The 26,618-nt window shown below is 67.3% G+C and carries 28 protein-coding genes and 5 tRNA genes; 18 read left to right on the forward strand and 15 right to left on the reverse strand.

Features of this window, described 5'->3' with window-relative positions; genetic code table 11:
* Positions 1-2: 2 nt before the first annotated feature.
* Positions 3-851, reverse strand: coding sequence for a GNAT family N-acetyltransferase (locus OHB26_RS22745; protein ID WP_330179289.1), 849 nt, complete (start codon positions 849-851; stop codon positions 3-5).
* Between OHB26_RS22745 and OHB26_RS22750 the strand changes: the two genes are divergently transcribed.
* On the forward strand, positions 741-2,075 hold the full coding sequence (locus tag OHB26_RS22750; RefSeq protein WP_330179290.1) for a cytochrome P450: 1,335 nt from the start codon (positions 741-743) through the stop codon (positions 2,073-2,075). The two genes, OHB26_RS22745 and OHB26_RS22750, sit on opposite strands and share 111 nt — an antisense overlap.
* Here OHB26_RS22750 and OHB26_RS22755 read toward each other — a convergent pair.
* The 10 genes from OHB26_RS22755 to OHB26_RS22800 all read right to left on the reverse strand — a co-directional run bounded on the left by OHB26_RS22755 (position 2,065) and on the right by OHB26_RS22800 (position 6,984).
* Positions 2,065-3,036, reverse strand: coding sequence for a terpene synthase family protein (locus tag OHB26_RS22755; protein WP_330179291.1), 972 nt, complete (start codon positions 3,034-3,036; stop codon positions 2,065-2,067). The genes OHB26_RS22750 and OHB26_RS22755 overlap by 11 nt on opposite strands.
* Before the next feature lie 278 nt (positions 3,037-3,314).
* A tRNA-Gln gene (locus tag OHB26_RS22760) sits at positions 3,315-3,386 on the reverse strand.
* 8 nt (positions 3,387-3,394) lie between these two features.
* A tRNA-Arg gene (locus OHB26_RS22765) sits at positions 3,395-3,471 on the reverse strand.
* 5 nt (positions 3,472-3,476) lie between these two features.
* Positions 3,477-3,547, reverse strand: a tRNA-Gln gene (locus OHB26_RS22770).
* Between the two features lie 8 nt (positions 3,548-3,555).
* A tRNA-Arg gene (locus OHB26_RS22775) sits at positions 3,556-3,632 on the reverse strand.
* 67 nt (positions 3,633-3,699) lie between these two features.
* A tRNA-Leu gene (locus tag OHB26_RS22780) sits at positions 3,700-3,776 on the reverse strand.
* A 298-nt stretch (positions 3,777-4,074) separates the two neighbouring features.
* Positions 4,075-5,064: a glycosyltransferase family A protein gene (locus tag OHB26_RS22785; protein ID WP_330179292.1), complete on the reverse strand. Its 990-nt coding sequence runs from the start codon at positions 5,062-5,064 to the stop codon at positions 4,075-4,077.
* A gap of 175 nt (positions 5,065-5,239) precedes the next feature.
* Positions 5,240-5,950 (reverse strand): hypothetical protein, encoded by a 711-nt coding sequence (locus tag OHB26_RS22790; RefSeq protein WP_330179293.1) that lies wholly within the window; start codon positions 5,948-5,950, stop codon positions 5,240-5,242.
* A gap of 196 nt (positions 5,951-6,146) precedes the next feature.
* Positions 6,147-6,590 (reverse strand): iron chaperone, encoded by a 444-nt coding sequence (locus tag OHB26_RS22795; protein ID WP_330179294.1) that lies wholly within the window; start codon positions 6,588-6,590, stop codon positions 6,147-6,149.
* 43 nt (positions 6,591-6,633) lie between these two features.
* Positions 6,634-6,984 (reverse strand): VOC family protein, encoded by a 351-nt coding sequence (locus OHB26_RS22800; RefSeq protein ID WP_330179295.1) that lies wholly within the window; start codon positions 6,982-6,984, stop codon positions 6,634-6,636.
* Positions 6,985-7,175: 191 nt separating this feature from the next.
* Between OHB26_RS22800 and OHB26_RS22805 the strand changes: the two genes are divergently transcribed.
* Entirely contained in the window at positions 7,176-10,088 is a 2,913-nt protein-coding gene (locus OHB26_RS22805) for an ATP-binding protein (RefSeq protein ID WP_330179296.1), read from the forward strand.
* Positions 10,089-10,093: 5 nt separating this feature from the next.
* On the opposite strand, the gene OHB26_RS22810 is transcribed toward OHB26_RS22805, so the two are convergent.
* Complete coding sequence (locus OHB26_RS22810; protein ID WP_330179297.1) at positions 10,094-10,666, reverse strand: NUDIX hydrolase; 573 nt, start codon at positions 10,664-10,666, stop codon at positions 10,094-10,096.
* Positions 10,667-10,716: 50 nt separating this feature from the next.
* Between OHB26_RS22810 and OHB26_RS22815 the strand changes: the two genes are divergently transcribed.
* Positions 10,717-11,631 (forward strand): NAD-dependent epimerase/dehydratase family protein, encoded by a 915-nt coding sequence (locus tag OHB26_RS22815; RefSeq protein WP_330179298.1) that lies wholly within the window; start codon positions 10,717-10,719, stop codon positions 11,629-11,631.
* A gap of 245 nt (positions 11,632-11,876) precedes the next feature.
* Here the strand turns inward: OHB26_RS22815 and OHB26_RS22820 are convergent, their stop codons facing one another.
* Positions 11,877-12,161 carry a YciI family protein gene (locus tag OHB26_RS22820; RefSeq protein ID WP_330179299.1) on the reverse strand — a complete coding sequence of 95 codons (285 nt, stop codon included), beginning with the start codon at positions 12,159-12,161 and terminating at the stop codon, positions 11,877-11,879.
* A 29-nt stretch (positions 12,162-12,190) separates the two neighbouring features.
* Positions 12,191-12,733: an amino-acid N-acetyltransferase gene (locus OHB26_RS22825; RefSeq protein WP_330179300.1), complete on the reverse strand. Its 543-nt coding sequence runs from the start codon at positions 12,731-12,733 to the stop codon at positions 12,191-12,193.
* Positions 12,734-12,852: 119 nt separating this feature from the next.
* Between OHB26_RS22825 and pgsA the strand changes: the two genes are divergently transcribed.
* The 15 genes from pgsA (at position 12,853) to OHB26_RS22900 (ending at position 26,047) form a co-directional block, all read left to right on the forward strand.
* The gene (pgsA, locus tag OHB26_RS22830) at positions 12,853-13,521 is read left to right on the forward strand and encodes a CDP-diacylglycerol--glycerol-3-phosphate 3-phosphatidyltransferase (protein WP_442942704.1); all 669 of its coding nucleotides are present in this window, start codon (positions 12,853-12,855) and stop codon (positions 13,519-13,521) included.
* A 34-nt stretch (positions 13,522-13,555) separates the two neighbouring features.
* The gene (locus OHB26_RS22835) at positions 13,556-14,047 is read left to right on the forward strand and encodes a CinA family protein (RefSeq protein WP_330179301.1); all 492 of its coding nucleotides are present in this window, start codon (positions 13,556-13,558) and stop codon (positions 14,045-14,047) included.
* 81 nt (positions 14,048-14,128) lie between these two features.
* Positions 14,129-14,542 carry a helix-turn-helix domain-containing protein gene (locus OHB26_RS22840; protein WP_330179302.1) on the forward strand — a complete coding sequence of 138 codons (414 nt, stop codon included), beginning with the start codon at positions 14,129-14,131 and terminating at the stop codon, positions 14,540-14,542.
* Between the two features lie 205 nt (positions 14,543-14,747).
* Positions 14,748-15,569, forward strand: coding sequence for a PspA/IM30 family protein (locus tag OHB26_RS22845; protein ID WP_330179303.1), 822 nt, complete (start codon positions 14,748-14,750; stop codon positions 15,567-15,569).
* Positions 15,570-16,038: 469 nt separating this feature from the next.
* Positions 16,039-16,848 (forward strand): phage shock envelope stress response protein PspM, encoded by an 810-nt coding sequence (pspM, locus tag OHB26_RS22850; protein ID WP_330179304.1) that lies wholly within the window; start codon positions 16,039-16,041, stop codon positions 16,846-16,848.
* Between the two features lie 76 nt (positions 16,849-16,924).
* Positions 16,925-17,881: an NADP-dependent oxidoreductase gene (locus tag OHB26_RS22855; RefSeq protein WP_330179305.1), complete on the forward strand. Its 957-nt coding sequence runs from the start codon at positions 16,925-16,927 to the stop codon at positions 17,879-17,881.
* A gap of 128 nt (positions 17,882-18,009) precedes the next feature.
* Positions 18,010-18,183: a hypothetical protein gene (locus tag OHB26_RS22860; RefSeq protein WP_169812638.1), complete on the forward strand. Its 174-nt coding sequence runs from the start codon at positions 18,010-18,012 to the stop codon at positions 18,181-18,183.
* Positions 18,184-18,282: 99 nt separating this feature from the next.
* Positions 18,283-18,561 carry a zinc-binding dehydrogenase gene (locus OHB26_RS22865; RefSeq protein ID WP_330179306.1) on the forward strand — a complete coding sequence of 93 codons (279 nt, stop codon included), beginning with the start codon at positions 18,283-18,285 and terminating at the stop codon, positions 18,559-18,561.
* A gap of 149 nt (positions 18,562-18,710) precedes the next feature.
* Positions 18,711-19,868 (forward strand): sugar ABC transporter substrate-binding protein, encoded by a 1,158-nt coding sequence (locus tag OHB26_RS22870; protein WP_330179307.1) that lies wholly within the window; start codon positions 18,711-18,713, stop codon positions 19,866-19,868.
* Positions 19,869-19,898: 30 nt separating this feature from the next.
* Complete coding sequence (locus tag OHB26_RS22875) at positions 19,899-20,672, forward strand: ATP-binding cassette domain-containing protein (protein WP_330179308.1); 774 nt, start codon at positions 19,899-19,901, stop codon at positions 20,670-20,672.
* On the forward strand, positions 20,669-22,108 hold the full coding sequence (locus tag OHB26_RS22880; protein WP_330179309.1) for a sugar ABC transporter permease: 1,440 nt from the start codon (positions 20,669-20,671) through the stop codon (positions 22,106-22,108). The genes OHB26_RS22875 and OHB26_RS22880 overlap by 4 nt, the downstream gene beginning before the upstream one ends.
* 82 nt (positions 22,109-22,190) lie before the next feature.
* Complete coding sequence (locus OHB26_RS22885; RefSeq protein ID WP_330179310.1) at positions 22,191-23,342, forward strand: ROK family transcriptional regulator; 1,152 nt, start codon at positions 22,191-22,193, stop codon at positions 23,340-23,342.
* A gap of 88 nt (positions 23,343-23,430) precedes the next feature.
* Positions 23,431-24,138: a PIG-L deacetylase family protein gene (locus OHB26_RS22890; protein WP_330179311.1), complete on the forward strand. Its 708-nt coding sequence runs from the start codon at positions 23,431-23,433 to the stop codon at positions 24,136-24,138.
* Positions 24,139-24,503: 365 nt separating this feature from the next.
* A complete protein-coding gene (locus tag OHB26_RS22895) occupies positions 24,504-25,664 on the forward strand; it encodes a glycosyltransferase (RefSeq protein WP_330179312.1) in 1,161 nt (386 codons plus the stop codon).
* Positions 25,665-25,855: 191 nt separating this feature from the next.
* The gene (locus OHB26_RS22900; protein WP_330179313.1) at positions 25,856-26,047 is read left to right on the forward strand and encodes a DUF3046 domain-containing protein; all 192 of its coding nucleotides are present in this window, start codon (positions 25,856-25,858) and stop codon (positions 26,045-26,047) included.
* A 4-nt stretch (positions 26,048-26,051) separates the two neighbouring features.
* Here the strand turns inward: OHB26_RS22900 and OHB26_RS22905 are convergent, their stop codons facing one another.
* Positions 26,052-26,576, reverse strand: a complete 525-nt coding sequence (locus tag OHB26_RS22905; RefSeq protein WP_330179314.1) for a CGNR zinc finger domain-containing protein — start codon at positions 26,574-26,576, stop codon at positions 26,052-26,054.
* Between the last annotated feature and the right edge of the window lie 42 nt (positions 26,577-26,618).

Below are 26,618 nucleotides of genomic sequence, written 5' to 3' on the forward strand. Positions count from 1 at the left end.
GACTACGGCTGATACCGCATCAGCCAGGTCCGCGGGCCGATCAGCGGCTCATCGAGCACGCTGGTGACCTCGAACCCGAGTTGCTCGTAGAACGGCACGTTCTCGGCCGCCGTGGTCTCGAGATGCGCGGGCAGTCGATCGGCGTGACACCGTGCCAGCCCGGACTCGACGAGATCCCGTCCGAATCCGCGACCGCGCATATCGGCTCGTACGCCGAGCACATTCAAATGCCAATGGTGTTCGGCGATCTGCGCCGCCGCCCGCATCTGTGAGTACACGGTGGGTTGCTCATTACGCCAGCCGTTCAAGCGCCAATTGCGCACGACGTCACTCACGGTCCAGTTCGCACTCTGATGCGATCCGAACCACAGCGCGCACCCGGCGACCACCCCGGCCCCATTCTCCGCGACTCCGATCCCATCACTCAGCGAATAAGCCAGCCATGCCTGGGATTCGAACCTGCGCCGGGCTCGCCGTGTGCTCTCCGTCGGATATAACCGTCGAGTCAATGGATCATCGGCCAGCGCCCGCTCCAACAGGCGCGACACCACCGGAATATCCCCGGGACTCCCACCTCGTACCGTGCCCCTGCCGGACTTCCGCGCTACTCCCACCCGCGCGATGCTAACCGTCGTCGGCGCTTGTGAACGAACCGGTGGGTTGCGGGTGCGGCGGCCGTGATAATGGCTATGACGTGGCATGCCGCTTCGTCGGTGCGTCGAATCCGCCATGGAGTTGTCATGACATTCCCCTCGCCGATCGCCGCCGCTCCGCATCGGATGCCACTGCTGGGGCATATGATTCCGTTGCTGCGTGACCCGCTCGGATTTCTGAGTTCTCTTCCGGCGCATGGGAATCTCGTGCGGATCGGGTTGGGGCCGGTGACCGCGGTAGCGGTCTGTGATCCGAATCTGACACAGGAGTTGCTGCGGCGCGATCGGGTGTTCGACAAGGGCGGGCCACTGCTCGAACGGGTTCGGGAGTTGCTCGGCGATGGCTTGGTCACGTGCCCGCATGCGCTGCACCGGCGGCATCGGCGATTGATGCAGCCCGCGTTCCATCCGAGTCGGACCGCCGATTACGCCGCGGTGATGAGTCGGCGAATCGGCGAGGTCACCCAATCATGGCGCGTCGGTGCGGTGATCGACGTGAAGGCCCAGATGCACGCGCTCACCTCGTCGGTGACGGCCGCGACACTGTTCAGTCATACTGTGCCGCAGGCGATTCTTACTCCATTGCTGGTCGACCTGGACCATGTAGTGCGGACTTTGATGATGCGTACGGTGACCCCGGCGCCGCTACTGAGGTTGCCGACGCCGGGTAATCGCGCCTACGAACGGTCGATCACTCGCCTGCGCGCCGTGCTGGCCGAGATAATCACCGCTCGTCGTAGCGAAGGTGTCGATCACGGGGATCTGCTCTCGGCCTTGATCGCGGCGCACGACGATGCCGGGCGGGGATTCACCGATCTCGAAATCGGCGACCAGGTGATCACCTTCTTCGTCGCCGGTACCGAAACCACCGGTACCGCGCTGAGTTGGGCACTCAGCCTGCTCGATCAACATCCCGTCATCGCATCGCGGCTGCGCGCCGAGGTCGAGCCGGTCCTGCGCGGACGGACCGCTCGGTTCGAAGATCTGCCCAACCTGCCTTTGACCAGACGGGTCATCACCGAGACCCTGCGCCTCTACCCGCCGGTCTGGTTCGTAACCCGCACCGTCAGCGAGGACACCGAACTCGGCGGTTATCCGCTGACCGCCGGCACCACGGTGCTCTACAGCGCCTTCACAATTCAGCATCGCCCGGATCTTTATCCCGAACCCGATCGCTTCGAACCCGACCGCTGGGCCACGAAACCTCTTGCCCGCGAAGGTTTCCTGGCCTTCGCGGACGGGGCCCGCAAATGCATCGGAGAGGAATTCGCCATGACCGAGCTGGTGCTGACCCTCGCGTCCATCGTCGCCGGCCGACGCCTGCGAATCCTCCCCGGCACCGACACCCGCCCTGCTCGCTCCGCGACCCTGCAACCCCGGCGGCTCCGTATGCGTGTCACGGCTTCGCCCGCTACTCGGTGACCGTCGGTCGAAGATCGAGCGAAGCCCGGGAGTACCGACCGGACTTCATAATCCACTCGATATGCCCACCTACCCAATCGCACACCCCTCGGCTGAAGTCGGCGGCTGGACTGCCCACCAACTCCGCGAAGTGCGCCGACATCTCCAGCAGTGTCCGCATGCGCGCGTCCCGGTACGTCAACACCGATTCGACGGCCGTCGCGATATCTCGAGCCCCGTGCAATCTCGCCGCTGCTACCCCATTGATCGGAAACTCCTCACCCGGCCCGCTCTCCCGCGCGTAGGACAGCAGATCATTGTCGAGATCGGCGAGATCCGCTGCGGCCTTGACCAACTCGGCCATCTCCCGACCGCACATCACCTCGGCCGAAACCTCACATCCCAGACTCACATCGGTCAGCATGAGACACGCGACATTGGCGCCCCCGAGCCGGCGCATATGCACGTAAGAGTCGAGTGGTGGAAGCGATTTGGCCCGCCGCCGCCCCGCCTCCCATAACTTCGCCAGCAGATACTTCTCGGTCTCATCTGTCCAGCGTCGTTGCTGGACAGGCGATCCCATCTCCCGAACCCGTCGGTGCAGATCTCGCAGCGCCCTCGCGATCGGTAACTCCGGGACCGCCGCCCCCGGTGCCTCGAGCACCTCGATCATCTCGCCGATGATCGCGCTGAACTCGACCGGATCACTCCCGATCCGGTTCGCGTCACAGTAAAGATCGTCGAAGGCGAACAGCCAAGTGATGAAATCGGACGCCAACCGAGTCCCCTCGAGCGTCCCTCGTGGATAGGTATACGACCCCAACGCGCCAGGCGACCCCGCCCGGAACTCGGCCCGCAGATCGGCCGCCATCACCTCGTATGCGTCGAGCCAAGCCAAACTTGCCGCCTCGATGGACGCCAGCATCGGATGTACCGACCGCTGCACCGGACACCATAGTTCCTGATTGCCGACAGCGGTCATAGCGAACTCCCCATGCCGAATTCCTGTCCAACCACGATAGGGGAACAACGGACCGCGCATCCGGGTTTGCGTCGACCCCTCCGCGCTCATCTGCCGCGAACTGTGTACCCCGGGGGATGTCTACGATGTGGACGGTGCCAAGACGAGAAATTGTCCTCAACTGAGAGGTCCGATCCACTGATCCGCGACCCGTCTCCGAAACGCCACGATCTACCCTGTGGCGCACCTGTGTTCGTGCCCTCGGCATCGTGCGGGAAGCCCGAGGGCGGTACTCCGGGCTGAGACGCCAGGGTTCGAACCTGAACTGACGAAACCAAAGTTCGCCGTGCTGCCGGTTACACCACGTCTCATCGAAAAGTGGTGTGCCCGGAAGGATTCGAACCCTCAACCTCCTGCTTCGAAGGCAGGCGCTCTCTCCGATTGAGCTACGGGCACATGCGCTGAGACGCCAGGATTCGAACCTGGACCGGCGAGGTCAGAGCTCGCCATGCTTCCGTTACACCACGTCTCATCGACAGTTGGTATGCCCGGCAGGAATTGAACCTGCGACCTCCTGCTTCGTAGGCAGGCGCTCTATCCTGCTGAGCTACGGGCATATGGTCCCCGCGCGAATGTCCTCATCGACATTCACTCGGCACTGAGGCGCGCGGGGTTGGTAGGTGTTGGTTCCCTCGGTGGGATTCGAACTCACAACTGACGCCTTCTGAGGACGCCGCCTCTGCCAATTGGGCTACGAGGGATTGGCTGGCAATGAAAAAGGGCCGCTCCGTGGCGTATTCGCCAGGGCGGCCCTGTGGGGTCTAGAGGTAGACCTAGGGACCGCTGCGAATGCGCTGGCGGAGGAGCGATACGGAAAGGAGGGTGCGAGGCATACGGGCACCGACGATCAAGCGTTGCCGCTGGTTCAGCCGTCCGAACATGTTCTCCACCTTCCTGTTTCCGTATCGGTTCGTTGTCATGACGGTAGCACCGCCGTTCTCGGCGGTGCTATCTATTTATTTCGAACGGTGTTCCGCAGCGCCCCGAGTTCGGCGGTGGTCAGTGCTGAGGCCGCACCCGGGCCACGAGTGCGCTGATGCGCTGCTTGGCCGGATGTATGCGGCGCAATATCCCTGGCGCGATGGTCAATCCGGCATAGATGACGGCGGGGCGGAGCGCGCGGCGTTGCCGCAGGGCTAGTCGGGCATTGGCGCGGGCGGTGGCGGTGTCCGAGCGCAACAGTGATTCGCGGGCTCGGCGCATGGCGTGCTCGAATTTGACCTTGCGCAGCGTGCGGTCCACCGCGGCTTGCACTTCGGGGGCATTCGAGAGGGTTCCGGCCAGCTCGTACACCCGCTCGACGCTGTCCTCGTAGACCTCCCGATCGGCGGGGGAGGGGGCCTGATCGTGCAGCCGGTATCCCGCGAGATGTTCCGGCAGCACTCGGATATCGCAGTCGGCGGCCAGCATGCGGATGAACATGGCGAGGTCCTCGACCTGCGGTGTGTCGCAGCTGTAGCCGCCGCCCATCTTCCACGCCTGGGCGCGTATGGCTGCCGTGTAGTAGAGGACGTGGCCGTCGGCGACCTCGGCGAGGGTCACCCGGTGCTCGAAACCTGGCTCCTGCGTCACCCCGGCGAGCGCGCGGTATCCGATCGGCGCCAGCACATGATCGTCGGTGAATCCGAAGGCTTCGACCCCGATGACATCGACGCCGGGATTGGCGTCGAGCAGTTCACCGGTGTGCGCGCAGAAGGTGGGCAGGAGTATGTCGTCACCGTGTACCACCGCGTAGTACCGGCCGTGCGCGAGCGCCGCCGCCGCATCGACACCGCCGCCGAGTCCGTCGAACTCGCGGCGCGCCGAACGGATTCGCGGATCATCGGCGTACCGTTCGACAATCCGCACCACTTCGTCGGACATCCCGTTGTCGACGACGATCAACTCCCAGTCCGGGGTGGTCTGCGCGATGACCGAATCGATCATCTCCGCCAGATACGGTTCGGCCAGATGGGCCGCGGAGAGAATGCTGAAGACTGGCTGTGCCATGATGTGCCGCCCTGAATCGATTGGGCGACATTGCAATCGCCCGGAATCAGTGGTCCGTGCTCACCATACCCACAACCGGACGGCAACGCGGTATTGCGTGGAATCTGGTCCACTTTCTCCAAAAAGTATTGTCCTGAAACATGATCCATTCATTATGAGGACTCACTGCGGAGGTCTACCGCTCGTGCTCCACCGCACGTTCGGTGGTCAGGTGGTGGTAGGCGGTGTCCAGGGGGATATCGACCGCGAACCAGGCGGCCGGACGATCGTCGTCGCGGGGGCACCAGGCGGTCGCGATGCAGAGCCGTGCCACTTCGGTGCTGGCCAGTCCGGGCAGGTGCCAGGCGATTCGGGCCGGATCCGCGTATCGCACACCGTATTCCGAGGCTTCGCCTTCATCGGCGGGCAACTGGTGCGCCCAGCTGTAGGGCATCAGCCGGGCATCCGCGGCCTGCAGGGCCAGCAGCTCCGAGTCCGGTCCGCCGATCGATACGGTGAAGTGCTCGTTCTCGACGCTGATCGCCGCGAGGCATTCACCCGAGTCCTGCCCGCCGTACGCATCCGCGGGCAGATCGGTCATTTCGGCCGCTATGACCATTCCCGGCACACCGCGTCGGGCCTGCACCTGCCAGATACCCGCCCACATCGGAACCGGTGCGCCGTCGTCCCATGCGGGCACCTCGATGCTGCCGATCAACAGATCGACCGTCGCACCCGGATGCTGCCACCGATGCAGATGTGACCCGTTTGCCAAGCGCCACACCGTATTCGGTGCGGCCGGTAGCACGTCCGAGCCGAGCGTGACGGCGAATCCGACGGTGCCGAGGGGTGTGTCGATCACGGCGGGGCGACGGTCTGCCTGGGCCAGCTGGTCGGTGGGGAGCATAGGCCCATTGAATCGCACGGTCGATCGGCGGCTGCCGCCGCGGTGCGGCCGACCGCTCGCGATGACCGGATGATCGCTCAGGGATGCGGGATGGTCAGGGATTTCGCGGCCTCGCTGGTCACAAAGAGGCTGGCAGATCAGCGCACTGCGCTGTGCGTGGGGATCGGCCGGGGGTGAGAACTCGGCCCGCGGCTGCTCAGCCCGCGGCTTTCTTGACCAACTCGCCGATGCGCGCCTCATCCTCGGCGGTGAGGGAGGTCAGTGCGAACGCCACCGGCCACACGGTCCCGTCGTCCAGCTGCGCCGGATCGCTGAAACCGAGTGTGGCATAACGGGATTTGAACTTCGCGGCGCACTGGAAGTGCACCACGATCTTGCCGTCGCGGGCGTAGGCGGGCATTCCGTACCAGAGTTTGGCGGTCAGCTCCGGTGCATTGGCCTTCACGATGGCGTGGATCCGCTCGCCCAGAATCCGGTCGGATTCCGCCATTTCGGCGATCTTGGCCAGCACGTCCTGCTCACCGTCCGCCTTGGCGTTGCGGGGGTTGCGGCGCGCGGTCGTCTTCAATTCCTTGGCATGGTCTTTCATCGCGGCCCGCTCTTCGGCGGAGAAGGAGACGGAGGATTTGGTGGCGGTCATGTGAGTGTCCTTTTCGTGAGAGTTGGCGGGGGACAGGCGGAGGTCAGCGATCCTGGATGAGTCCGAGGAGATTGCCGTCGGTATCGGTGAGCGTGGCGACCAGGCGTCCCCCGCCGACATTCTTGGCGGCTTCCCGCACGCTGGCTCCGGCGGCGGTCATCTCGGCGACCTTCGCCTCGATATCCGGTACGTGCCAGTAGGCGACCGGTGCGGTCATCTGCTGCTTGCCGTCGGCCGGGACCAGCCCGATGTGCTGGCCTTCGGACTCGAAGCCGACGTAGTAGGGGGAGTCGGTCTGCGGCTCGACCCCGAGCAGGGCGGTGTAGACAGCCTTGGCGGTGGCCAGATCCGAGACCGGGTGCAGTACCGTCCGAATGCCCTGGGTGGTGGTCATTGCCGCTCCTGATCTGTGGTTTTTCATTTCGTTTCCCGGTCGAACCCGGTGTGCTTACAGCTTCGCCGCCGGCGGGGGTGACCCACATCCGTGCTCACCACGGATTCCACCACTGAGTGCTCTCGGTACCCGCGCTCCGTAGAAGCGACCGAACAGTTTTGAGACGGCCGGGGGTGCGGCAGAATGGAGCCATGGTGGCGACAGTCGATATCTCGGTCCGCGAATCCGAGGTACTGGCCCTGGTGGGAGAACACCTCAGCAATGCCGAAATCGGTGCGCGACTGTTCATCTCGGTACGCACGGTCGAGAGTCATGTCTCCTCGCTACTGCGCAAACTCGAGGTCGCGGACCGGCGGGCGCTGGCCCAGCACGCCTCCCGTTCCGCCCAACCGGACCGGCCGCGGCCCGCACCGGCGCTGCCCACCCCGCTGACCTCGTTCATCGGCCGCGCACAGGAGCGCGCCGAACTCACCGAAATGCTGAAGTCGCAACGCCAGGTGACCGCGGTCGGCCCCGGCGGAGTCGGCAAGACCCGCCTCGCATCGACCGTCGCCGCGGAGCTCTCGGATCAATTCCCGGACGGCGTGTGGTTCGTCGACCTGGTGCCCATCACCAGCCCCGATATCTGCGTGGTCGCCGGAACCGCCGCTCTCGCACTGGGACTCGGCGAACAACCCGGGCGGGGCATGGACGAATCGGTGCTCGCCGCGCTCGCCGATCGTCGGGCGCTCCTGGTGCTCGACAATTGCGAACACGTGCGAGATGGCGTCGCGCCCTTCATCGAACGATTACTCGCCAGTTGCCCCGGGGTGACGGTGCTGGCCACCAGCCGCGCCCGGCTCATGGTGCCATTCGAACGCGTCTACACCGTTCCGCCGATGTCCCTGGCGGGCGAGGGCGAATCCGACGCCGTGGAACTGTTCATGGACCGCGCCGCCGCGAGTGGCTGGCCCCCGAATCAGGCTCTACGCGAACAGGTCTCCGACTTCGTGCGACGCCTGGACGGTGTGGCCCTGGCCATCGAACTGGCCGCCGCCCGCTGGACCACTCTCGGCCTGGACGGTCTCACCGCCGGGCTGTCCGACCAACTCCGCATGCTCGCCGGTGGCGCTCGCGCCGATGACCGGCACCGTTCGGTCCGCGCCGCGCTGGACTGGAGCCATGCCCTGCTCGACCCCGAGGATCGCGCCCTGCTCCGGCGCGTATCGGTCTTCATGAAATCCTTCAGCGCCGCAGCCGCCGCGCAGGTGACCGGTGCCGAAAAGGGCGTGGTCGCCACCGGCTTGGCCCGCCTGGTCGAGCAGAGCCTTTTGGTCGTGACCCCCACCCCCACCGGCACCGAATACCGTGCTCTGGAGACCATCCGCCAGTACGGAATGGAACAGCTCATCGCCGCTGGCGAACTCGCCGACGCCCGCTCCCGTCACCTGGTCTGGTGCCTGACCGAAGCCGCCGATCTGACTCCCCTCGACCGGCGACTCCGAACCCCCGATACGACACCGATCGGGTCGAACCGGGCACCGGCGGGTTCGGATTGGCGACCCCGATTCGACGCCGTGGCCGACGACCTGCGAGTGGCCCTGGCCTGGGTCTGCGACCAACCCGACCGGCGCACCGACGCCTATCATCTCGCCCGCTACTTCGCCGACCTGACCTTTACCCGCCACCTGACCGGCGAATCGCAATGGCGCCATGAGCAAGCCGCCGCCCTCGCGGTAGATCCGAGCGAATCGGCGACCCTGCTGCGCCAGGCGGCCGCCGCCGCGGGCTGCCAACTCAGCGGCGACAATATGTTCCGTCTGTACCGCGCCGCCGCCGAAGCCGCCCGCCGAGCCGGAGACACCGCGGCCGCGGCCACCGACCTGGCCACCGCCGCCACCACGGCCTACCGCTTCTGGACCACCTTCGAACACCTCCCGCCCCGGGAGGAATTGATCGGACTCATCGCCGAGGCGCGCCTGCTCGCCGCGAACAACCCCGCGGCCCAAGCTGCGATAGCCCTGGCCGAATCAGCCGCCCTGACCAACCCCTTCGGCGCGCCGGATGCACTGCTCGGCGATGACTTCGGCAGTGGCGGCGTCGGTGATGCGGCAGCCGAATCGGATTCCGCAGCCAATGCCGTTGTCCCCGAGGTGGTTCGGTGCGCTGAGCGAGCGGTGGAGTTGGCTCACCGCACCGGCGACGAACTCGCCGAATCCGCCGCCCTCGACGCGCTCACAGGTGCGCAGCGCAGCATCGGCGATGCCGTGGCCGCGGCGGCCACCGCTCGCCGCCGGATCACACTCCTGGGCTCCGTCCCCGGCGCACCCGACGGCACCCATGAACTGATCGAAGCCCTGGGCCAAGCCGCCGAAGCCGGTCTGGCCGCAGGAGACCTGCGCGGCGCTCGTCGCTGGGCCCGCCGACTCGCCGACCACCCCATGCTCGCCGAAGTCGGCCACCGCGCCACCGGCCGACTCCTGGTCGCGGATGCCTTGGCGGGCAATGTCGAAGACGTCCTGACCCGCAGCGTCCGCTTCCTGGAAGCCTGGCAGCGCGACGGCAATCCCACCGCCCCCGACCTGAGTGCGGCGGCGGCCGGAGTCGAGATGATCCACGGCCTGCGCGACGACGAAACCGCCCGCGCCGAATGGCATGCGGTACTCGACCGCCTCGGCACCCCGCCGGGTCACTGCCACGGTTATCGGACCGTCTTCGAAACCCTTCTGCTGCTGCACCGGGGCCGCACCGACGAGGCTTACGAACAGGTAATCCCCGCTCCCGCCGAGCTATGGCGGGGCGCGCCGTCGATCTGGCTGCACTGGTATCTCGCTCTCCGTGCCGAAGCCTTCGCCCTCGAACGCCTTCCGGACGCCGCGGATCGCATCTCAGAGGCCCGAACGATCGTGCGGGGCAACCCCATCGCGGCCGTCATGGTCGAACGGGCCGAAGCCCTGCGCGCCCGAGACCCGGACCGCGTGCTCGCCACCGCGGACGCCTTCGAGGGCGCGGGCTGTCGCTACCAGTCCGCCCGCAGCCGAATCCTGGCGGGCGGCGACCACGCCGCCCGAGCCGCCGCCGAGCTATCCGATCTCGGCCTGTCCCCGATGATCTCGCCCCGCTGATCCGCCTACCGATCGGCGCTCACCAGGGCCGCGGTGATTTTGGTGCGGAAGCGTTCGAAGTGCGGATCGGTGGCGGGTAGCGCGGCAGCGCTCAGTGCGAACCATCGGTGATCGGTGAATTCGCCTGGATCGAGGGTGTATTCGCGGTGCCGGTCGCCTCGGATGACGTACCAGAGCGAGACATCCTCATGTCCGCCATCGATCCCGATCGTGGTGGTGATGGTCAAGAACAGCGGATCCGTACCGATCACGCCGAAGTCCGCCTCGATGCCGATCTCCTCGAGCGTCTCCCGGCGCGCGGTCGCCAGCGGATGCTCCCCGGGATCCACATGCCCGCCGGTCGGCAGCCACAGCCCCGCCTTGCGGTGCAGGCCGAGCAGTACCGCGCGCTCGTCCGGATCGACCAGCACCACATAGCTGACCAGATGCCGTGGCGGCGTGGCTGGTTTGATTCTGCGGAAGATGTCATCGGATTCGGCGAGCCAGCGCAGGGTCCGGTCGATGTGCTCGCGCTCGAGGTCATCACCCGGGGTCAGGTCTCGCACGATCTCGGCGACAGCGGCCGTGGCGGCTTCCATGGCCGGGACCCTAGTCACCGCCACCGACAATCGATTGGGAGAGTGTGGATATGCAGGTGCTGGTTACCGGGGCGGCGGGCTATGTGGGGCGGGCCGTGGTGCGGGCGCTGCGGACGGCCGGGCACGAGCCGATCGCGATGGTGCGCCCCGGTGCCGCGCCGGGCGACCTGATCGATGGCGCGTGTGAGGTCCGGGTGGCCGATATCGCGGATGCGGAGGGGCTGCGCGCCGCGGTGTCCGGTGTGGACGTCGTCTGTCATCTGGCCGGGCTGGGGCGGGCCAGGGAATCGGTGCTGGAGCCGCTGCCGTTCTTCCGGGTGAATGTCGGTGGGACGGTGGCGGTTTTGCAGGCGATGGCGGCCGCGGGTGTTTCGCGGATCGTATTCGCCTCCACCGGAGCGATTTACGGCTCGCCGCCGCGGCAGCCGATGGATGAGGAAACGCCCGACGCGCCGCCGCATCCGTATGCGAGCAGCAAGCTCGCGGCGGAGTTCGCGGTCGACGCGCAGGCGCGGGCGGGGTTGGTCGGTGCCGTGGTGGTGCGGTTGATGAATGTCGCCGGGGGAGCCGATCCGGAGCCGACACGATTGATTCCGCGGGTGCTCGCGGCCGCGATGGGGGAGTCGGTATTGCATATCAATGGGGACGGGACCGCCGTACGGGACTACCTGCACGTCAGCGATGCGGCGGCGGCGTTCGTCGCGTGCGTGGAGCGGTGTCCGGCCCCCGGTGCGAGTGCTCGGTATATTATCGGGAGTGGTTGCGGGACAAGCATTCTCGATGTGGTGACAGCGGTCGAGCGAGTGACCGGGCGTCCGGTGCGCCGGGTCCACGGCCCCGCGGCTCCCGAGCCCGCCCTGTTGATCGGTGATCCGGGCAAGGCGTTGGCCGAACTAGGTTGGGCGCCGAGGCATTCCGGCCTCGGCGAGATCGTGGCCGATACCTGGCGGGCCGTCTCCGACTGATCAGCGCGCGATTGCCGAGCCGTCGAGGACGATTCGCAGATTGCGCGTCCCTGCTGGCCGCTCGAATCGAAATGTACGGCACCGCAGGCGATTTGGAGATCATCTCCGACGAGCGTCACGGACCCGGCAGCATTCGGATGAACGGATTGCGCGCGCCCCGGAGCGCATGTTCGCGGACCTCGCGGTCGCGGAGACAGGTCGGCGGGTGCGAACACCCGCACCCGCCGATCGGTAGCGCCGAGGGGCTACTTGGACGGGAACCCGTCGGTCGGCAGCCACTCCACCACGCGGGTCTCGTCGACCAGATTCGCCGCCTGGAACGGATCGGCGGCCAGCAGTTTGCCCACCGTGTCGGCATCGGCGGCATCGAAGATCAGCAGCGCGCCGGAGCCGTCGGGGTACGGTCCGCGGGCCAGCAGGGTGCCTTCGGTGGCGAGCCCGGCCAGGTACTCCCGGTGCACGGGGCGGATCTCGTCGCGGCCGGGGACGGTGGCGTCGGAGTAGGTGTAGTGGACGGCGAAGATCGGCACGGTTATCGCTTTCTCACGGTTCGAATGGATCAGAGTGTCAACAGCATTCGGGTATTGCCGAGGGTATTGGGCTTCACGTAGCTCAGGTCGAGGAATTCGGCGACACCGGTGTCGTAGGAGCGGCACATCTCGGCGTACACCTCGGCGGTGACGGGCGTGCCCTCGATCTCCACGAATCCGTGCCGGGCGAAGAACTCGACCTCGAAGGTCAGCACGAAGACCCGGCTCAGCGACAACTCCCGCGCCACGCTGATCAACTGCTGCACCAGCAGATGCCCGGCCCCGGTGCCCTTGATATCCGGGTGTACGGCGACCGTGCGAATCTCACCGAGGTCCGCCCACAGCACATGCAGCGCCCCGCAGCCGACGAGTTCCCCGTCGCGCTCGGCGACCCAGAATTCCTGAATCGCCTCGTACAGCGTCACCAGGTTCTTCTCCAGCAGGATCTTGCCGGCGTAGAAGTCGATGAGGCGTTTGATTCGGGGCACGTCAGTGGTTCGGGCACGACGGATGATCGGCGCCGTGGCCGTCATACCGTCTACCGAACCGCTGTGGGGTGCCCGTGTTGTCATGGGGTGCACAGTAGTCGGCCCCGGTACCGATAGGCTTGGGGTGTGTCGTACATCCAGCCTCCCCGCATACCGGAATGGTCCGGAAACCATGGCCGGTTTCACGGCCGGTGGGGGCGCTGGTGACCGTGCAGCGTGATGAGGTGGAAGGTCGCTGGGGTGATGCGGGCCCGCCGCGACCCGGATTCGCTCCCGCCGCCCCCGCAGCGGTCGAGCCCGCGGCGGTGCCGTTGATGAATATCGCGAATGTGCTGACGGTGCTGCGCATCGCGATCGTCCCGCTGTTCCTGGCCGCGCTCTTCGCCGCCGACGGCCATGATCCGCAGTGGCGCTGGGGTGCGGCGGCACTGTTCGGTATCGCCGCCATCACCGATCGCATCGATGGTCAGCTGGCCCGGAAATACGGCCTGGTCACCGACTTCGGCAAACTCGCCGATCCGATCGCGGACAAGGCGCTGATCGGCGCCGCGCTGATCGGTCTGTCCATGCTGGGCGATCTGCCCTGGTGGATGACGATCGTGATCGTGGCCCGCGAACTCGGTGTGACCCTGCTGCGCCTGGCGGTGGTCCGCCGCGGTGTGATCCCGGCCGGACGCGGCGGCAAGCTCAAGACGCTGGTGCAATCGGTCGCGATTGCTGTGCTTTTGCTCCCGCTTTCCGGCGGATTCGCCAGCGCCGGAATGGCCTTGATGTATGTCGCCGTGGTGCTCACGGTGGTGACCGGTCTGGATTACGTGGTGCAGGCGGCCAGGCTCTGGTTCGGTTCCCCCGGCGGCAGCCGTGCCGCCTGATCTCGACTCGGCCGCGCCCGTTTCCGAGACAGCTGTGTCCGATCCACTGACCGCCCTCGTCCCCGCCGGGGAGTTGGTCGCCGCCCTGAAGTCCGCCGGTCAAACCGTCGCGACCGCGGAATCGCTGACCGCGGGCCTGCTCGCCGCCACCATCGCGGGAATTCCGGGCGCCAGCGCGGTGTTGCGGGGTGGACTGATCGTTTACGCCACCGAGCTCAAGCATGATTTGGCCGGTGTGAGCGCGGACACCCTCGCCATCGAAGGGCCGGTCGCCGCGAGCACCGCCGAACAGCTGGCGGTAGGTGCCAGAACCACCTGCGGAGCGGACTGGGGAATCGGGCTCACCGGTGTCGCCGGACCCGATCCGCAGGACGGCTGCGAGGTCGGAACGGTGTTCCTCGGCATCGCCGGTGCGGAGGGCACGGAGGTCATCCGGTTGAAACTGTCGGGCGACCGGTGGACGATCAGGGTGGGCTCGGTCCGCGCCGCGGTCGCCGAACTCGTCCGGAGTATTCGAGGCGGGTGAAGTGGCCGGGAACGCGCGGCCGACGCCGGACGTTGTCCAGTCAAACGCTGGGTCCGGCGAGACGAGTGTGAGGAGAACGGGATGACGCTGCTGCGGGAAGCGATCGGGGAGAGTCTGCGGCGCGCTCGCGTCGCCCAGAGCCGGACGCTGCGTGAGGTCTCGACCTCGGCGCGAGTGAGCCTGGGGTACCTGTCGGAGGTCGAGCGGGGGCGCAAGGAGGCATCGAGCGAGCTGCTGGCCGCCATCTGCCAGGCCCTGGACGTGCCGCTGGCGCAGGTGCTCGTCGATGTCAGCGCGACCATGGCCGATGCTGATCGGGCCGCCGCCAAAAAGGCTGTGGCCACGGCGAATCCCCCACTGGCCGCCGCCGGTGCCGGGGTACGGCCGCGGGGCGGGGACGGCGATGTGCCGCGAGCCGGGGATGCCGGTTTCGGGCCGCGCATCGTCATTCCGGCCCCCAAATCGGATCGCTTGGTTCTGGTCGCGGCCAAGTGATGGTTGTGCGTACCGCACGTGATTACGGTGCGCGGCAGCCGAAAGGGATAAATTCTCTGTAGGCTTCGTGCCGGAGGCGCCGTGCAGGTGCGGGTTTTCCGGTCCGTCGCCGCGCAGTGGAGGATAGGGACAACCGGGTGCGTGACGGTCGCGCACTATGTCGCGCGAAGGCGCGCGGCACGTCAGATGGAGGCGGGATCAATCGATGGCTAATCCGTTCGTGAAGGCCTGGAAGTACATGATGGCCCTCTTCGATTCCAAGATCGAGGAGCATGCGGATCCGAAGGTGCAGATCCAGCAGGCCATCGAGGAGGCCCAGCGGCAGCACCAGGCGCTGTCGCAGCAGGCGGCGTCGGTGATCGGCAACCAGCGTCAGCTGGAGATGAAGCTGAACCGTCAGCTCGACGAGGTCGAGAAGCTCAATGCCAATGCGCGCCAGGCGGTCATGCTCGCCGATCAGGCCGCCGGTGCGGGCGATACCGAGAAGGCGATCCAATACACCAACGCCGCTGAGGCTTTCGCCGCGCAGCTGGTCACCGCCGAGCAGGCGGTGGAGGATCTGAAGGTGTTGCACGACCAGTCGTTGCAGGCCGCAGCTCAGGCCAAGAAAGCGGTCGAGCAGAACGCCATGCTGCTGCAGCAGAAGGTCGCCGAGCGCACCAAGCTGCTGTCCCAGCTGGAGCAGGCCAAGATGCAGGAGCAGGTTTCGGCCTCGCTGCAGCAGATGGACTCCACCCTGTCCGCCCCCGGTACCACCCCCAGCCTGGACGCGGTGCGCGAGAAGATCGAGCGTCGCTACGCCAATGCCCTCGGCGCTGCCGAGCTGGCCCAGAACACGGTGCAGGGTCGCATGATGGAGGTCCAGCAGGCCAGCGTCCAGATGGCCGGGCACAGCCGCCTCGAGCAGATCCGCGCCTCCATGCGCGGTGACGCGCTGCCCGCCGGTGGCAACAACCAGCAGGCCGTCCCGAACCCCGCGGCCGCGCCGCAGATCAACACCAACAAGGGTCAGGCGGCCCAGCAGTAGATCAGCGGTAGCGAAAGGCATTACGACGATGGGGAGATCGCGGGCGCAAAACACCCCCGCGACCTCCCCTGCCCGTTTTCTGCGCCGCTCGCGCCCCGAACAGACGGCCCCGATTCCCGGCCTCCCTTCTCCCTTCGGCCCGGCTCCCACCAGTGAATCGACACCGCCGCATCGGCAGGACGACAGCTACGGTGCACATGCTTCCAGCCCTTCCGAGGCGACTTCGCCGCAGTTCGGGCCGTCGACTCCGCGGGAGGCGTGGGTGCCGCCCGCCCAGGCCGGACCGAATCCGCGGACGCGTGGTGGTGCGGCGGCGCGTGATCCGCAGCCGGGCTTCGAACATGGTTATGGCGCAGCCGCTTCCGGGTCGGCCGCTGCCGGTGCGAAGGGGTCTCAGGAGCCGCCGCGGGTGAACGAGAGTTCGGCTGGGCGGGCGAAGCGGGGGCGGGCCGCTCGGGTGGCTCGGGAGATGTTGGCGCCCACGGGGGTTGGGCCGGAGGAGTTGGCGCAGCGGCTGCCGGACACCTTGCGAGGGGTGGGGGAGCAGGCATTGGTTGCCGTGCGCAAGTGGGCTGATCCGCGGGAGCGGGAGCTGCGCAAGCGGCGACGGGCTCGGCGGCGGAGTTTGCGGCTTGGGACCGCCGGTGGGTTGACCACTGCGGGAACTGTCGGGCTGGTGCTCATTTCGGCCCCCGCCTGGGCGGTGATCGTGGTCGGTGGCGGTGCCGTGGCGCTGGTGACCGGCACCGCGGTCACGGCGAAGAAGTATTTGCAGTTGCGGAAGGAGCCGCTGCCGCAGGCGGCGTTCACACCTCGGAAGTTGCCGCCGTTGCGGTCGGCCGCTCGGGCGTCGATTGCCCGGCTGGTCCGGGCGGAGCGGGCCCTGCACGGGCTCGGTGCGCAGATCGCGCGGTCGGGGCGGCTGCCTGTCGAGGACCTGAGCGATACGTTGGAGACGGCCTCCTCGGGCGCGGCCGCGCTGCATGCGCTGGCCGCCGATGTGGTCGCGATGGAGCAGGCGGCGGGCGTGCTCGGACCGCAGAATTCGCCACTGACAGAGCATGTTCGGGCCGTTTCGGTGCGCCTCGATGGTGGCGTCGTCGAATTCGAGGGTATGGTCGCGGCCGCCGCGCGCGTGCTGGCCGTCCCGGAGAGTGCCGCCGTCGCCGATGATCTCGGCTGGGCCATGGTGAATCTGCGCGATGCCGCCGACCGCCTGGACGGCTGGGCGCAGGCGCTCACCGAATTGGCCGACGAACGCTTCCGCGCCAACCCCTGAGCGATTCGGCCGAGAGCTTCGCCGTCGCGTCGACCCTCACGACCCCTGGCGGGCGTTGCCGTCTAGCGTTGGTCCAATGGACAGCATGCGCGCGGTGACTATCTCCGATTTCGGTGCCGAGCCCGAGTTGGTCGAGCTGCCGATGCCCGAGCCCGGGCCCGATGAGGTGCTGGTTCGGGTCGAGGCGGCGGCGGTCAACCCCTTCGACTGGAAAGTCGTCGATGGGGCATTGAAAGACTTTGTGCCGCATCAGTTTCCGTTGGTTCTCGGCAATGACGCCGCCGGGGTCGTCGAGCGGGTGGGTGCGGATGTGGTCCGTTTCCGCCCGGGCGATCGGGTGTGCGGGCAGTTCATGAGCGTGCGCCACGGGCGCGGCGCCTGCGCCGAGTACGCGGTCATCTCCGGGAAGAGCTATGCGGTCGTCCTCCCGGCGGACCTGCCGTTCGATATCGCCGCCGCGCTGCCGACCGCCGGAATGTCGGCCTACAACGCCATCGATGCCGCCTGCGGAGCCGATGACCGGACGATCCTGATCAACGGCGCGACCGGCGGCGTCGGCCAGTTCGCCGTCCAGTTCGCCGCGCGGCGCGGGCTCCGCGTAATCGCCACGGCCGGTCCGGATATGGCGGACTACCTCGGTGAGCTCGGTGCGACCGAGCTCGTCGACCGCGCCCTCGGCGATACCGTCGATCAGGTCCGCGCCGCACACCCGGAGGGTCTGGACGCCGTCCTGGATCTGGTGAGCGGGCCCGCCGACGCACTGCGCGTCGCGCGATTGCTCGATACCGGCGGCACTCTCGTCAGCACCGTCGGCGGCCTCGACAAGGACGCGCTCGCGGCGATGGGTGTGCTCGGGGTGAACTTCCAGAACAAGTCGAGCAATGAACTCCTCACCACCCTGGTCGCCATGGCCGCCGCCGGTATGCTGAAGGTGCGCATCGACGCGGCGATCCCATTGTCCGAGGTCGCCGCCCGCGCATCGAAGCTGCGGACCGCGCGTTCGCGTGGCAAGACGGTGATCCTGCCCGGATAGCGCCCTCGGGGACAACCCTGAACTTTCCCCGATATCGGCGCTGACCTGGTGATTTTCTGGCCTCGAACCCGCAGAATCGAAGTAACGGATCGCGCTGATCGCGGTTCGGGAACTACGGGAGGCACGGAATGCTTTGGAAGATCATCGGCATAGTCGCGGTTGTCTGGATCGCGCTCGCCATTATCGGCGCGCTGATCAAAGGGCTGTTCCCGATCCTCATGATCAGCTTGGTGGTTTTCGGCCTGTACCTGGTGTACAAGGCGGTGTCGGGTTCGAACAAGTCCCCGATGAGCAAGCTGTAGCGGTATCGGAACCTCGCTCGTGGGCCATTCGGAGATGATTCCGAATGGCCCACAGCCATTTTCGGGCCACGCTTTCGGGCCCATCGATATCGCACGGGCGTGGACGTGGCGATAGACACCATCGGATCCGATGAGGCCGTGGATGTTTCGCTCGCGCTGGTCGCGGACCGGCAGCGTATTGCCACCATCGCCGCCTTCGCGCGCGGTTTCCAGGAGGGCTTCCAGGTGCTCGGTGGTGGTCCCGGCGCCGATCCCGGCACCGAGATTCGCAATGCGGCATGGCGTGAGCTCCTGCCCTTGGTCGCTTCCGGAAAGTTGGACCTCGCCATCGCCGCGACCTACCCGCTCGGCGAGGCCGGGCGGCGCATGAGTCCGTGATTGCGGGCCATCCGGGTGGAAAGGTTGTTCTACTGCCCTGATTTCGGCGAAATGTCCCTTCGGGGTGACCCGCTTGGCATATGTTGTTGCCCACAACATATCCCCGGGCGGCCGCAATCCGGTGGCCGCCACTGGAAAGGGTCACCCTGATGAGGACGAAGAACACGCTGACACCCCAGCACTCCCGCCGCCTGCGGTCCGGGACAATCGCTGTCGCGGTGGCACTATCGGGTCTGCTGACGTTCACCGCGTGCGGATCCAACTCCACCAGCACCACCGAATCGTCCTCCGCGCCCTCGGGTGGCGGCGGCAATGGCACGGTCGGGGTCATTCTCCCCGAGACCGCCACCTCGGCCCGCTGGGAATCCTTCGACAAACCCATGCTCCAACAGGCCCTGCGCGCACAGGGATTCGACGCCGATGTGCAGAACGCGCAGGGTGATGTCCAGAAGTTCACCACCCTCGCCGACGGCATGATCGCCAAGGGCGTCAAGGTGCTCATCGTCGCCTCGATCAACAGCGAGGTCGGCAGCGCGGTCGCCGCCAAGGCCAAGAGGGCCGGTATTCCGACCATCGACTACGACCGGCTCAATCTCGGCGGATCCTCGGACTACTACGTCTCGTTCGACAATGTCCGCGTCGGTGAACTCCAGGGTCAGGCGCTGATCACCGCGCTCAAGGACAAGCCCGCCGCGCAGGTCATCGAGATCGAGGGCGCGCCGACCGATAACAATGCCACCCTGTTCCATCAGGGTCAGCTCAAAGCGCTTCAGCCGCTTTATGATTCGGGCGCGCTGAAGCTGGTGCGCAGCCAGGCCATCGACGGTTGGGATAATCAGAAGGGCGGCAGCACCTTCGAGCAGATCCTCACCGGCAACGGCGGCAAGGTCGACGGCGTGGTCGCCGCCAATGACGGACTCGCGGGCGCGGTCATCACCGTGCTGAAGAAGAACGGGCTCAACGGCAAGGTGCCGGTGACCGGCCAGGACGCCACCGCCGACGGCCTGAAGAACGTTCTGCGCGGCGATCAGTACATGACGGTCTTCAAGCCCATCAAGGACGAGGCCGAATCCGCCGCGAAACTCGCCGCGGCGCTTGCCAAGGGCGATACCGCCGCAGCGGATGCGCTGGCGCAGGGCGTGAGCCAGGATCCCAAGGGAAAGCGTGACGTGAAATCCGTACTGCTGACCCCGCAGACGATCACCCGCGCCGACGTCAAGCAGGTGACCGACGCGGGCTTCGTCAAGGCATCCGATATCTGCGGCGGCGATCTCAAGGCCGCCTGCACCGAACTCGGCATCTCCTGACGGTGCTGTAGCGAGCCAGAAAGTGTTGTGATGAGTGAGCCGCTGCTCCAAATCACCGGTCTGAACAAGAGTTTCGGCCCGGTGCACGTACTGCACGATGTGGATCTGACCGTGCCCGCCGGCGAGGTCACCGCGCTGGTCGGCGATAACGGCGCGGGTAAGACCACATTGGTGAAATGCGTTGCCGGAATTCATCCTTCGGACTCCGGAGAAGTGAAATTCCGGGGTGAGACCGTGCATCTGCACGGCCCCAAGGACGCGGCGGCGCTCGGCATCGAGGTCGTCTACCAGGACCTGGCCCTGGCCGACAATCTCGATATCGTGGCCAATATGTTCCTCGGCCGCGAACGCGGTAAGCCCTGGCTGCTGGACGAGGCGAGTATGGAGGAGGCGGCGCGCTCGACACTCGCCTCGCTGGGGGTGCGAACGGTGAAATCCGTTCGCACACCGGTCGCTTCGCTCTCGGGCGGACAACGTCAGACCGTCGCCATCGCCAAAGCCGTGCTGTGGAACAGCAATCTCGTTCTACTGGACGAACCCACCGCGGCGCTCGGCGTGGCACAGACCCGGCAGGTGCTGGATCTGGTGCGCCGCCTGGCCGAACAGGGCCTCGGCGTCGTACTGATCAGCCATAACCTGGCCGATGTCTTCGAGGTCGCCGACCGCATCGCCGTGCTCTACCTGGGCCGCATGGTCGCCCAGGTGCGCACCGCCGATGTCACGCACAGCCAGGTGGTGGAGTTGATCACCGCCGGGCGCTCGGGTGACCTCGGCCTGGCCCGTCCGGAAGCAGCGGTGTTGTGAGCGAGAAAGCCATTGATATGAGCAAGGTTTCGGAGCAGTCCGACACCGCCGCGATCACCGATTTCGGGATCGACACCACCACACGATCCACCCGAGAAGCGGTGGGGGAGTATCTCGCCCGATTGAGGGGAGGCGAGATCGGTTCCCTCCCCGCGCTACTGGGGCTGGTCGCGCTGGTGGTGTTGTTCTCGGTGATGTCGGATGTGTTCTTCTCGCTCAACAACATCGCCAATCTGCTCGCACAGGGTGCGGGGCAGACGATCATCGCCATCGGCATCGTCTATGTGCTGTTGATCGGGGAGATCGACCTGTCGGCGGGCACCGCGTCCGGAGTGGCGGGTGCGGTGCTGGCCATGCACTACGTGCACGACGGGAATCTGTTGACCGGGATGGGGTCGACGGTGTTCTTCCTGTTCAACGGGTTATTGGTGCTGGCGGCGGTATTGGCCGCGCTGCTGCGGATTTGGCCGGGTGTGGCCATGTCACTGCTGGGTGTGCTGATCACCGTGATCGGGTTCAAGGCCAATCCGTGGGTGGAGATGCTGCTCGCGGTCTGTGTGGGCGCGGCCATCGGTTGTATCACCGGATTCCTGATCGCCAAGATCGGGATGCCGTCGTTCGTGGTGACGTTGGCGCTGTTCCTGGCGTGGCAGGGCGTGATTCTGCAGCTCATCGGTGAGGGCGGGGTGCTGGGCATCAGCTCATCGCATGTGCTCGATCAGGTGGCGAACGGGAATCTGTCCACGGTGGGCAGTTGGGTGCTGTTCGTGGTGGCGGCCGGAGGTTATGCGGCGGTCACATTGGGCGGGCATGCCTTGCGTCGCAGGCGTGGTCTGGTCACCCAGCCGACGCCGCTGGTGGTGGCAAAGGTATTGGCGCTCACCATCTTCGCCGCGGTGGTGACCGCGTGCCTCACCGTCAATCGGTCACCCAGCAAGCTGATCGTCATCTCGGGCATCCCGTATGTGGTGCCAATTGTGCTGGCACTGTTGGTAGCTGGGACATTCGTACTCAATCGCACGCGGTACGGCCGGCACATATATGCCGTCGGCGGTAACGCGGAAGCCGCTCGCCGCGCCGGCATCAACGTAACCCAGTTGCGCGCAAGCGTTTTCGTCATCTGCTCCTCCTGTGCGGCGGTCGGCGCGATCGTCTACTCCTCCAAGGTCGGTTCGGTCGACCCGCAGGCGGGCGGACTCAACACCCTGCTGTTCGCGGTGGGCGCCGCGGTCATCGGCGGCACCTCGCTGTTCGGCGGCAGGGGCCGGGTGGCCGACGCCGTCATCGGCGGTGCGGTCCTGGCGGTCGTCTCCAACGGTCTCGGCCTGCTCCAGCAACCGGCGGCCGTGGTCTCCATCGTCACCGGTCTGGTGCTGCTGCTCGCGGCGACCGTCGACGCGCTGTCCCGGCGCCGAGCGGCGGTGGTGCAGCGATGAATTGGCCGAACACACGCGCCGGTGACCCGAACACGCACTCCGCAGGAAGGTCACCCGGTGCGGCAATGGTATTGCTAAGTCCATGACCGTCGCCCGCCCGGACGAGGTGCGCCGCTTCAACCGGTCCAGCCTCCTGCGGATGCTGCATACCGGAGGCCCCACCACCCGGGCGGCACTCGCCATCGCGTTGGGGCTCAACCGATCCACCATAAAAATGCTGGTCGACGGCTTGGCCGAGGCCGGCCTGGTGGAGGAGCGAGTCCCCCGCCTGGCCAGCGGAGCCGGGCGACCGTCACTGCTGGTGCTGCCGCAGCCGCAGGCGGCGGTGGTGCTGGCGGTGGATGTGCGCGCCGAGCACGCCGGTATCGCGCTGGTCGGATTCGGCGGACAGGTGCTCGGGCGCAACAGCTGGAATCTGCATGGGCGGCAACGGGAACCGGATGAGGTGATCACGCACGTCGCCGAATCCGCGGCCCTGCTCGCCGACGATCTCGGACTGCGCCCGCTCTCCGCCGGGGTTTCGGTGCCCGGGGTGGTGCGCCGCGCGGACGGCCTGGTGCGCACCTCGGAGAACCTGCGCTGGACCGAGGTGGCACTCGGCCAGCGACTGGGCGCGGTGCTGGAGTTACCGGTCGTGATCGGCAATGACGCCGAATTCGGTGCGCTCGCGGAGCATGTGCGCGGTGCGGGCAAGGGAGCGAGCGATGCGGTCTTCGTCTCCGCGGATGTCGGAGTCGGCGGCGGCCTGATCGCTCAGGGCGCACTGTTGCGGGGATCGGCGGGCTACCTCGGCGAGATCGGCCATATGATCGTGCGGCCCGGCGGCCGCCCCTGCCACTGCGGCAACGAGGGCTGCTGGGAGACCGAGGTCGGCGAGGCGGCGCTCTGCCGCGCCCTCGGCCTCCCCGAACACAGTCCGCGCGGTGCGATCGTCGCCGAACTCCGTGCCCTGCGGGGCGATTGCGATACCCGGCTCGCCGAATACCTCAACTGGCTCATCCTGGGCCTGGTCAATGTGGTGAACATTCTCGGCCCCGAACTGGTGGTGCTGGGCGATCTGTTCACCGCCCTCCCCGATGCGACGGTCGCCAAGGTCGGCGAAGAGGTCCGTCGCCGCAGCATGGTCAGCCGCGCCCTCGGCGGCGTCCGCGTCGAAAAGTCCCGCCTGGGCGCGGATCTGAAACTCCTCGGGGCCGCCGAAGCCGCGTTCGACGGAGTCCTGGCCGCGCTGTAGAGGCGGGTCACCTGTCGCGTGCACCGGGTCGGCGGCGGAGGTCGGGTGACCGATGCGGAGCGGGCTCGGGGTGGTGTTGAATTCAGTCATGGAGCAGCTTCCCGAGGACTGGCAGCGCGGCATCGTGATCGTCGCGCACCCCGATGACATCGAGTACGGTGCCGCCGCCGCGGTCGCGCGATGGACACGACAGGGCAAGGACATTCGCTATGTCCTGGTCACCAGCGGTGAGGCGGGTATCGCGGGACTGCCGCCCGCCGAAGCCGGACCGCTCCGCGAGGATGAGGAGCGGGCCAGCGCCAAGATCGTCGGCGTCAGCCAGGTCGAATTCCTCGGCTACCCGGACGGACGCATCGAGGAGACCCTCGCATTGCGCCGCGATATCGCCGGGGCCATCCGCCGCCATCGACCGGAGATGGTGGTGCTCTTCAACTTCGGTGATGTCTGGGCGCGCGGCTACGCCAACAGCGCCGATCACCGCGCCGTAGGCCGTGCGGCTCTCGACGCCGTCTCCGACGCTGGCAACGAGTGGATCCACACCGATCTGGACCTGCCCGCCCACTCCCCGCGCTGGGCCGCCGTCTACGGCGTGGCCGACGGCAGTCACGCGGTCGATGTCACCGACACCATCGAAGTCGCCGTCGAATCCCTCACCGCCCACCACCGCTACCTCGCCGCCCTCAGCGACACCCCGGTAGCGGACCAGGCCCGAGCGGTAATCGATATGACCGCAGGCCCCAAGGAAGGCTTCCCCGCCACCCGGGCCCTCTCCTTCGAGCTCTACAACTTCGGCTAGCTCCCCGCCCCGTCCCCGTCATCCCGGCATGCTTTTGGCCGGGATCCACACCGGCCGTGTCCATCCGGTTTCGTGGATCCCGGCCAAAACGCGCCGGGATGACGGGGCCGTGCGGGATGACGGGGCCGTGCGGGATGACGGGGCCGTGCGGGATGACGGGGCCGTGCGGGATGACGGGGCCGTGCGGGATGACGGGGCCGTGCGGGATGACGGGGCCGTGCGGGATGACGGGGCCGTGCGGGATGACGGAGGGGTCCGCGCCGGGATGGCGAGGGCTCCGCTGCCGGGCGGGGAGTGGACGATACCCGCCGGTTTTGGTGGGCCGAGGTGCAAGGCTCGGCGGGGCGGTGTGCGAAGCTACGCGTGTGCGAGTAGCGGTGGTGGCCGGGCCTGATCCGGGACATGCGTTTCCGGCGATCGCCCTGTGCCTGCGAATGCTGGCGGCCGGGGATGAGCCGGTGCTGTTCACCAGTCCGCGCTGGTTCGACGCCGCGCGCGATGCGGGCATCGGGGTGCGGCGGTTGAAGGGGCTGGCACCGCGCGCCGACGACGACGACGCCGACGCGGGCGCGCGCATTCATCAACGCGCGGCATTCATTTCGACCGAGATCATGCCCGAGTTGAGTGCGATGCTGCCCGAGCTGGTGGTGTCGGATGTGCTCACCGCGGGTGGCGGCATGGCGGCCGAGCGGCTCGGATTGCCGTGGGTGGAGTTGTCCCCGCATCCGCTGTACCTGCCGTCGAAGGGCTTGCCGCCCATCGGAAGTGGACTCGCGCCGGGGGAGGGTGTGCGCGGGCGCGCCCGGGATTCGGTGCTGCGCACGTTCACCGCCCGCGATATTCGGCGCGGTGAATCCCAGCGTGCTGCGGCGCGCGCGAGTATCGGTCTGCCGGAAGAGGATCCGGGTCCGGACGCGCGCTTGATCGCCACCCTGCCCGCGCTCGAGGTGCCGCGCCCGGATTGGCCGGAGAACGCGCATCTGGTCGGACCGCTGCTCTGGGAACCGACCGAACAGATTCTTGACCTGCCTCCCGGCGACGAACCGTTGGTCATGGTCGCCCCCTCGACCGCGCACACCGGTATCGCCGACATGGTCGAAACCGTTCTGGCCGGACTCGAAGGCGCCGGCGTCCGAGTCGCGGTCTCCACCCTCGACACCCCACCCGCATCGCTACCCTCCTGGGCCACGGCCGGTTTGGGTCGCCAAGACGAACTGCTCGGTCAGTCGGCGGTGGTTATCGGCGGTGGCGGCCACGGTCTGCTCGCCAAATCCCTCCTGGCAGGCGTCCCGGTCGTCACCATCCCCGGCGGCGGCGATCAGTGGGAGCTCGCCAATCGCGCGGTCCGCCAAGGCAGCTCGATCCTGGTCCGCCCCCTCACCCCCGAAGCGGTGCGCGACGCGGTGAAACAGATCCTCGACGATCCGGCCTACACCGCCGCCGCCAAGTCCGCCGCGGCCGGAGCCGCGGTCGTCTCCGACCCGGTCCAAATCTGCCACGACATCCGCGACGCCGCCCACGCATAGAGCGCACAACCGCCACGCCTACCCCGGCGCGTCATCGCACCCCGTCATCCCGGCATGTTTTTTTGGCCGGGATCCACACCGTCCGGGCTGCCGCGGCTTCCGCCGAGATCGCGCGGTCACCCTCGGATGGGAGTGTTCGCGCAGAGTGGAGGGGTGCGCGCCGGGTTGGGCCGTGGCGTAGGCTCGCGGCCGTGCGATTGACGGAGTTCCAGGAGCTGTTGCATACCGAATTCGGTACCGCGCGCGGTGATGCGCTGCTCACCGATCATGTGCTGCCGCGGATCGGAAAGACGGGGGCGCAGGCCATCGACGCGGGAATCGATCCGCGCGATGTGTGGCGGGCGCTGTGCTCGGAGTTCGATGTGCCGAAGACGCGGTGGTGACGACCTACTCGTCCGGGTGGGTTTTCTTCGCGTAGTGCCTGGTGGCCTTGGCGCGATTGCCGCAGGTCGCCATCGAATGCCAGCGGCGGGCACCGTTCTTCGAGGTGTCGTGGAACCAGAGCACGCAGTTGGGGTGCGCGCACTGTTTGATCCGGTCGGGGGCCGCGGCCAGCAGATTCAGCAGATCGTCGGCCGCCAGCCAGGCCGGAAGCCATTCGGCCTGCCGGATATCGGGTTCGGCGACGGGCCCCGCGGGGGTGAGGGTGCGGCGGATCCGGCCGTGCTCGAGGACCTTGTTCAACTCGTCGGCGGATTCGCCCCGGACCGCATGCAGAATCGCCTCGCGAGCCGTGCGGACGGCGTGCAACATCGGCTCGCTCGCCTGGACCGCGAGGTCGTTCTCGGCGAGCCACTGCCGCAGTCCTCTGGTGTCCGCGAGGAGATCCTGCGGTCCGTCCGCGTCGATCCAGCGGGTATTGAGCAGGTCCAGCGCGAGTGGTTCACCGAGGTGGGGGCGTGGAGCGGGCACGCCTGAGGGTAACCGCCCGGGGTCTGTCATCACCGGAACGCC

Source organism: Nocardia sp. NBC_01503, assembly GCF_036327755.1.
Taxonomy (GTDB): domain Bacteria; phylum Actinomycetota; class Actinomycetes; order Mycobacteriales; family Mycobacteriaceae; genus Nocardia.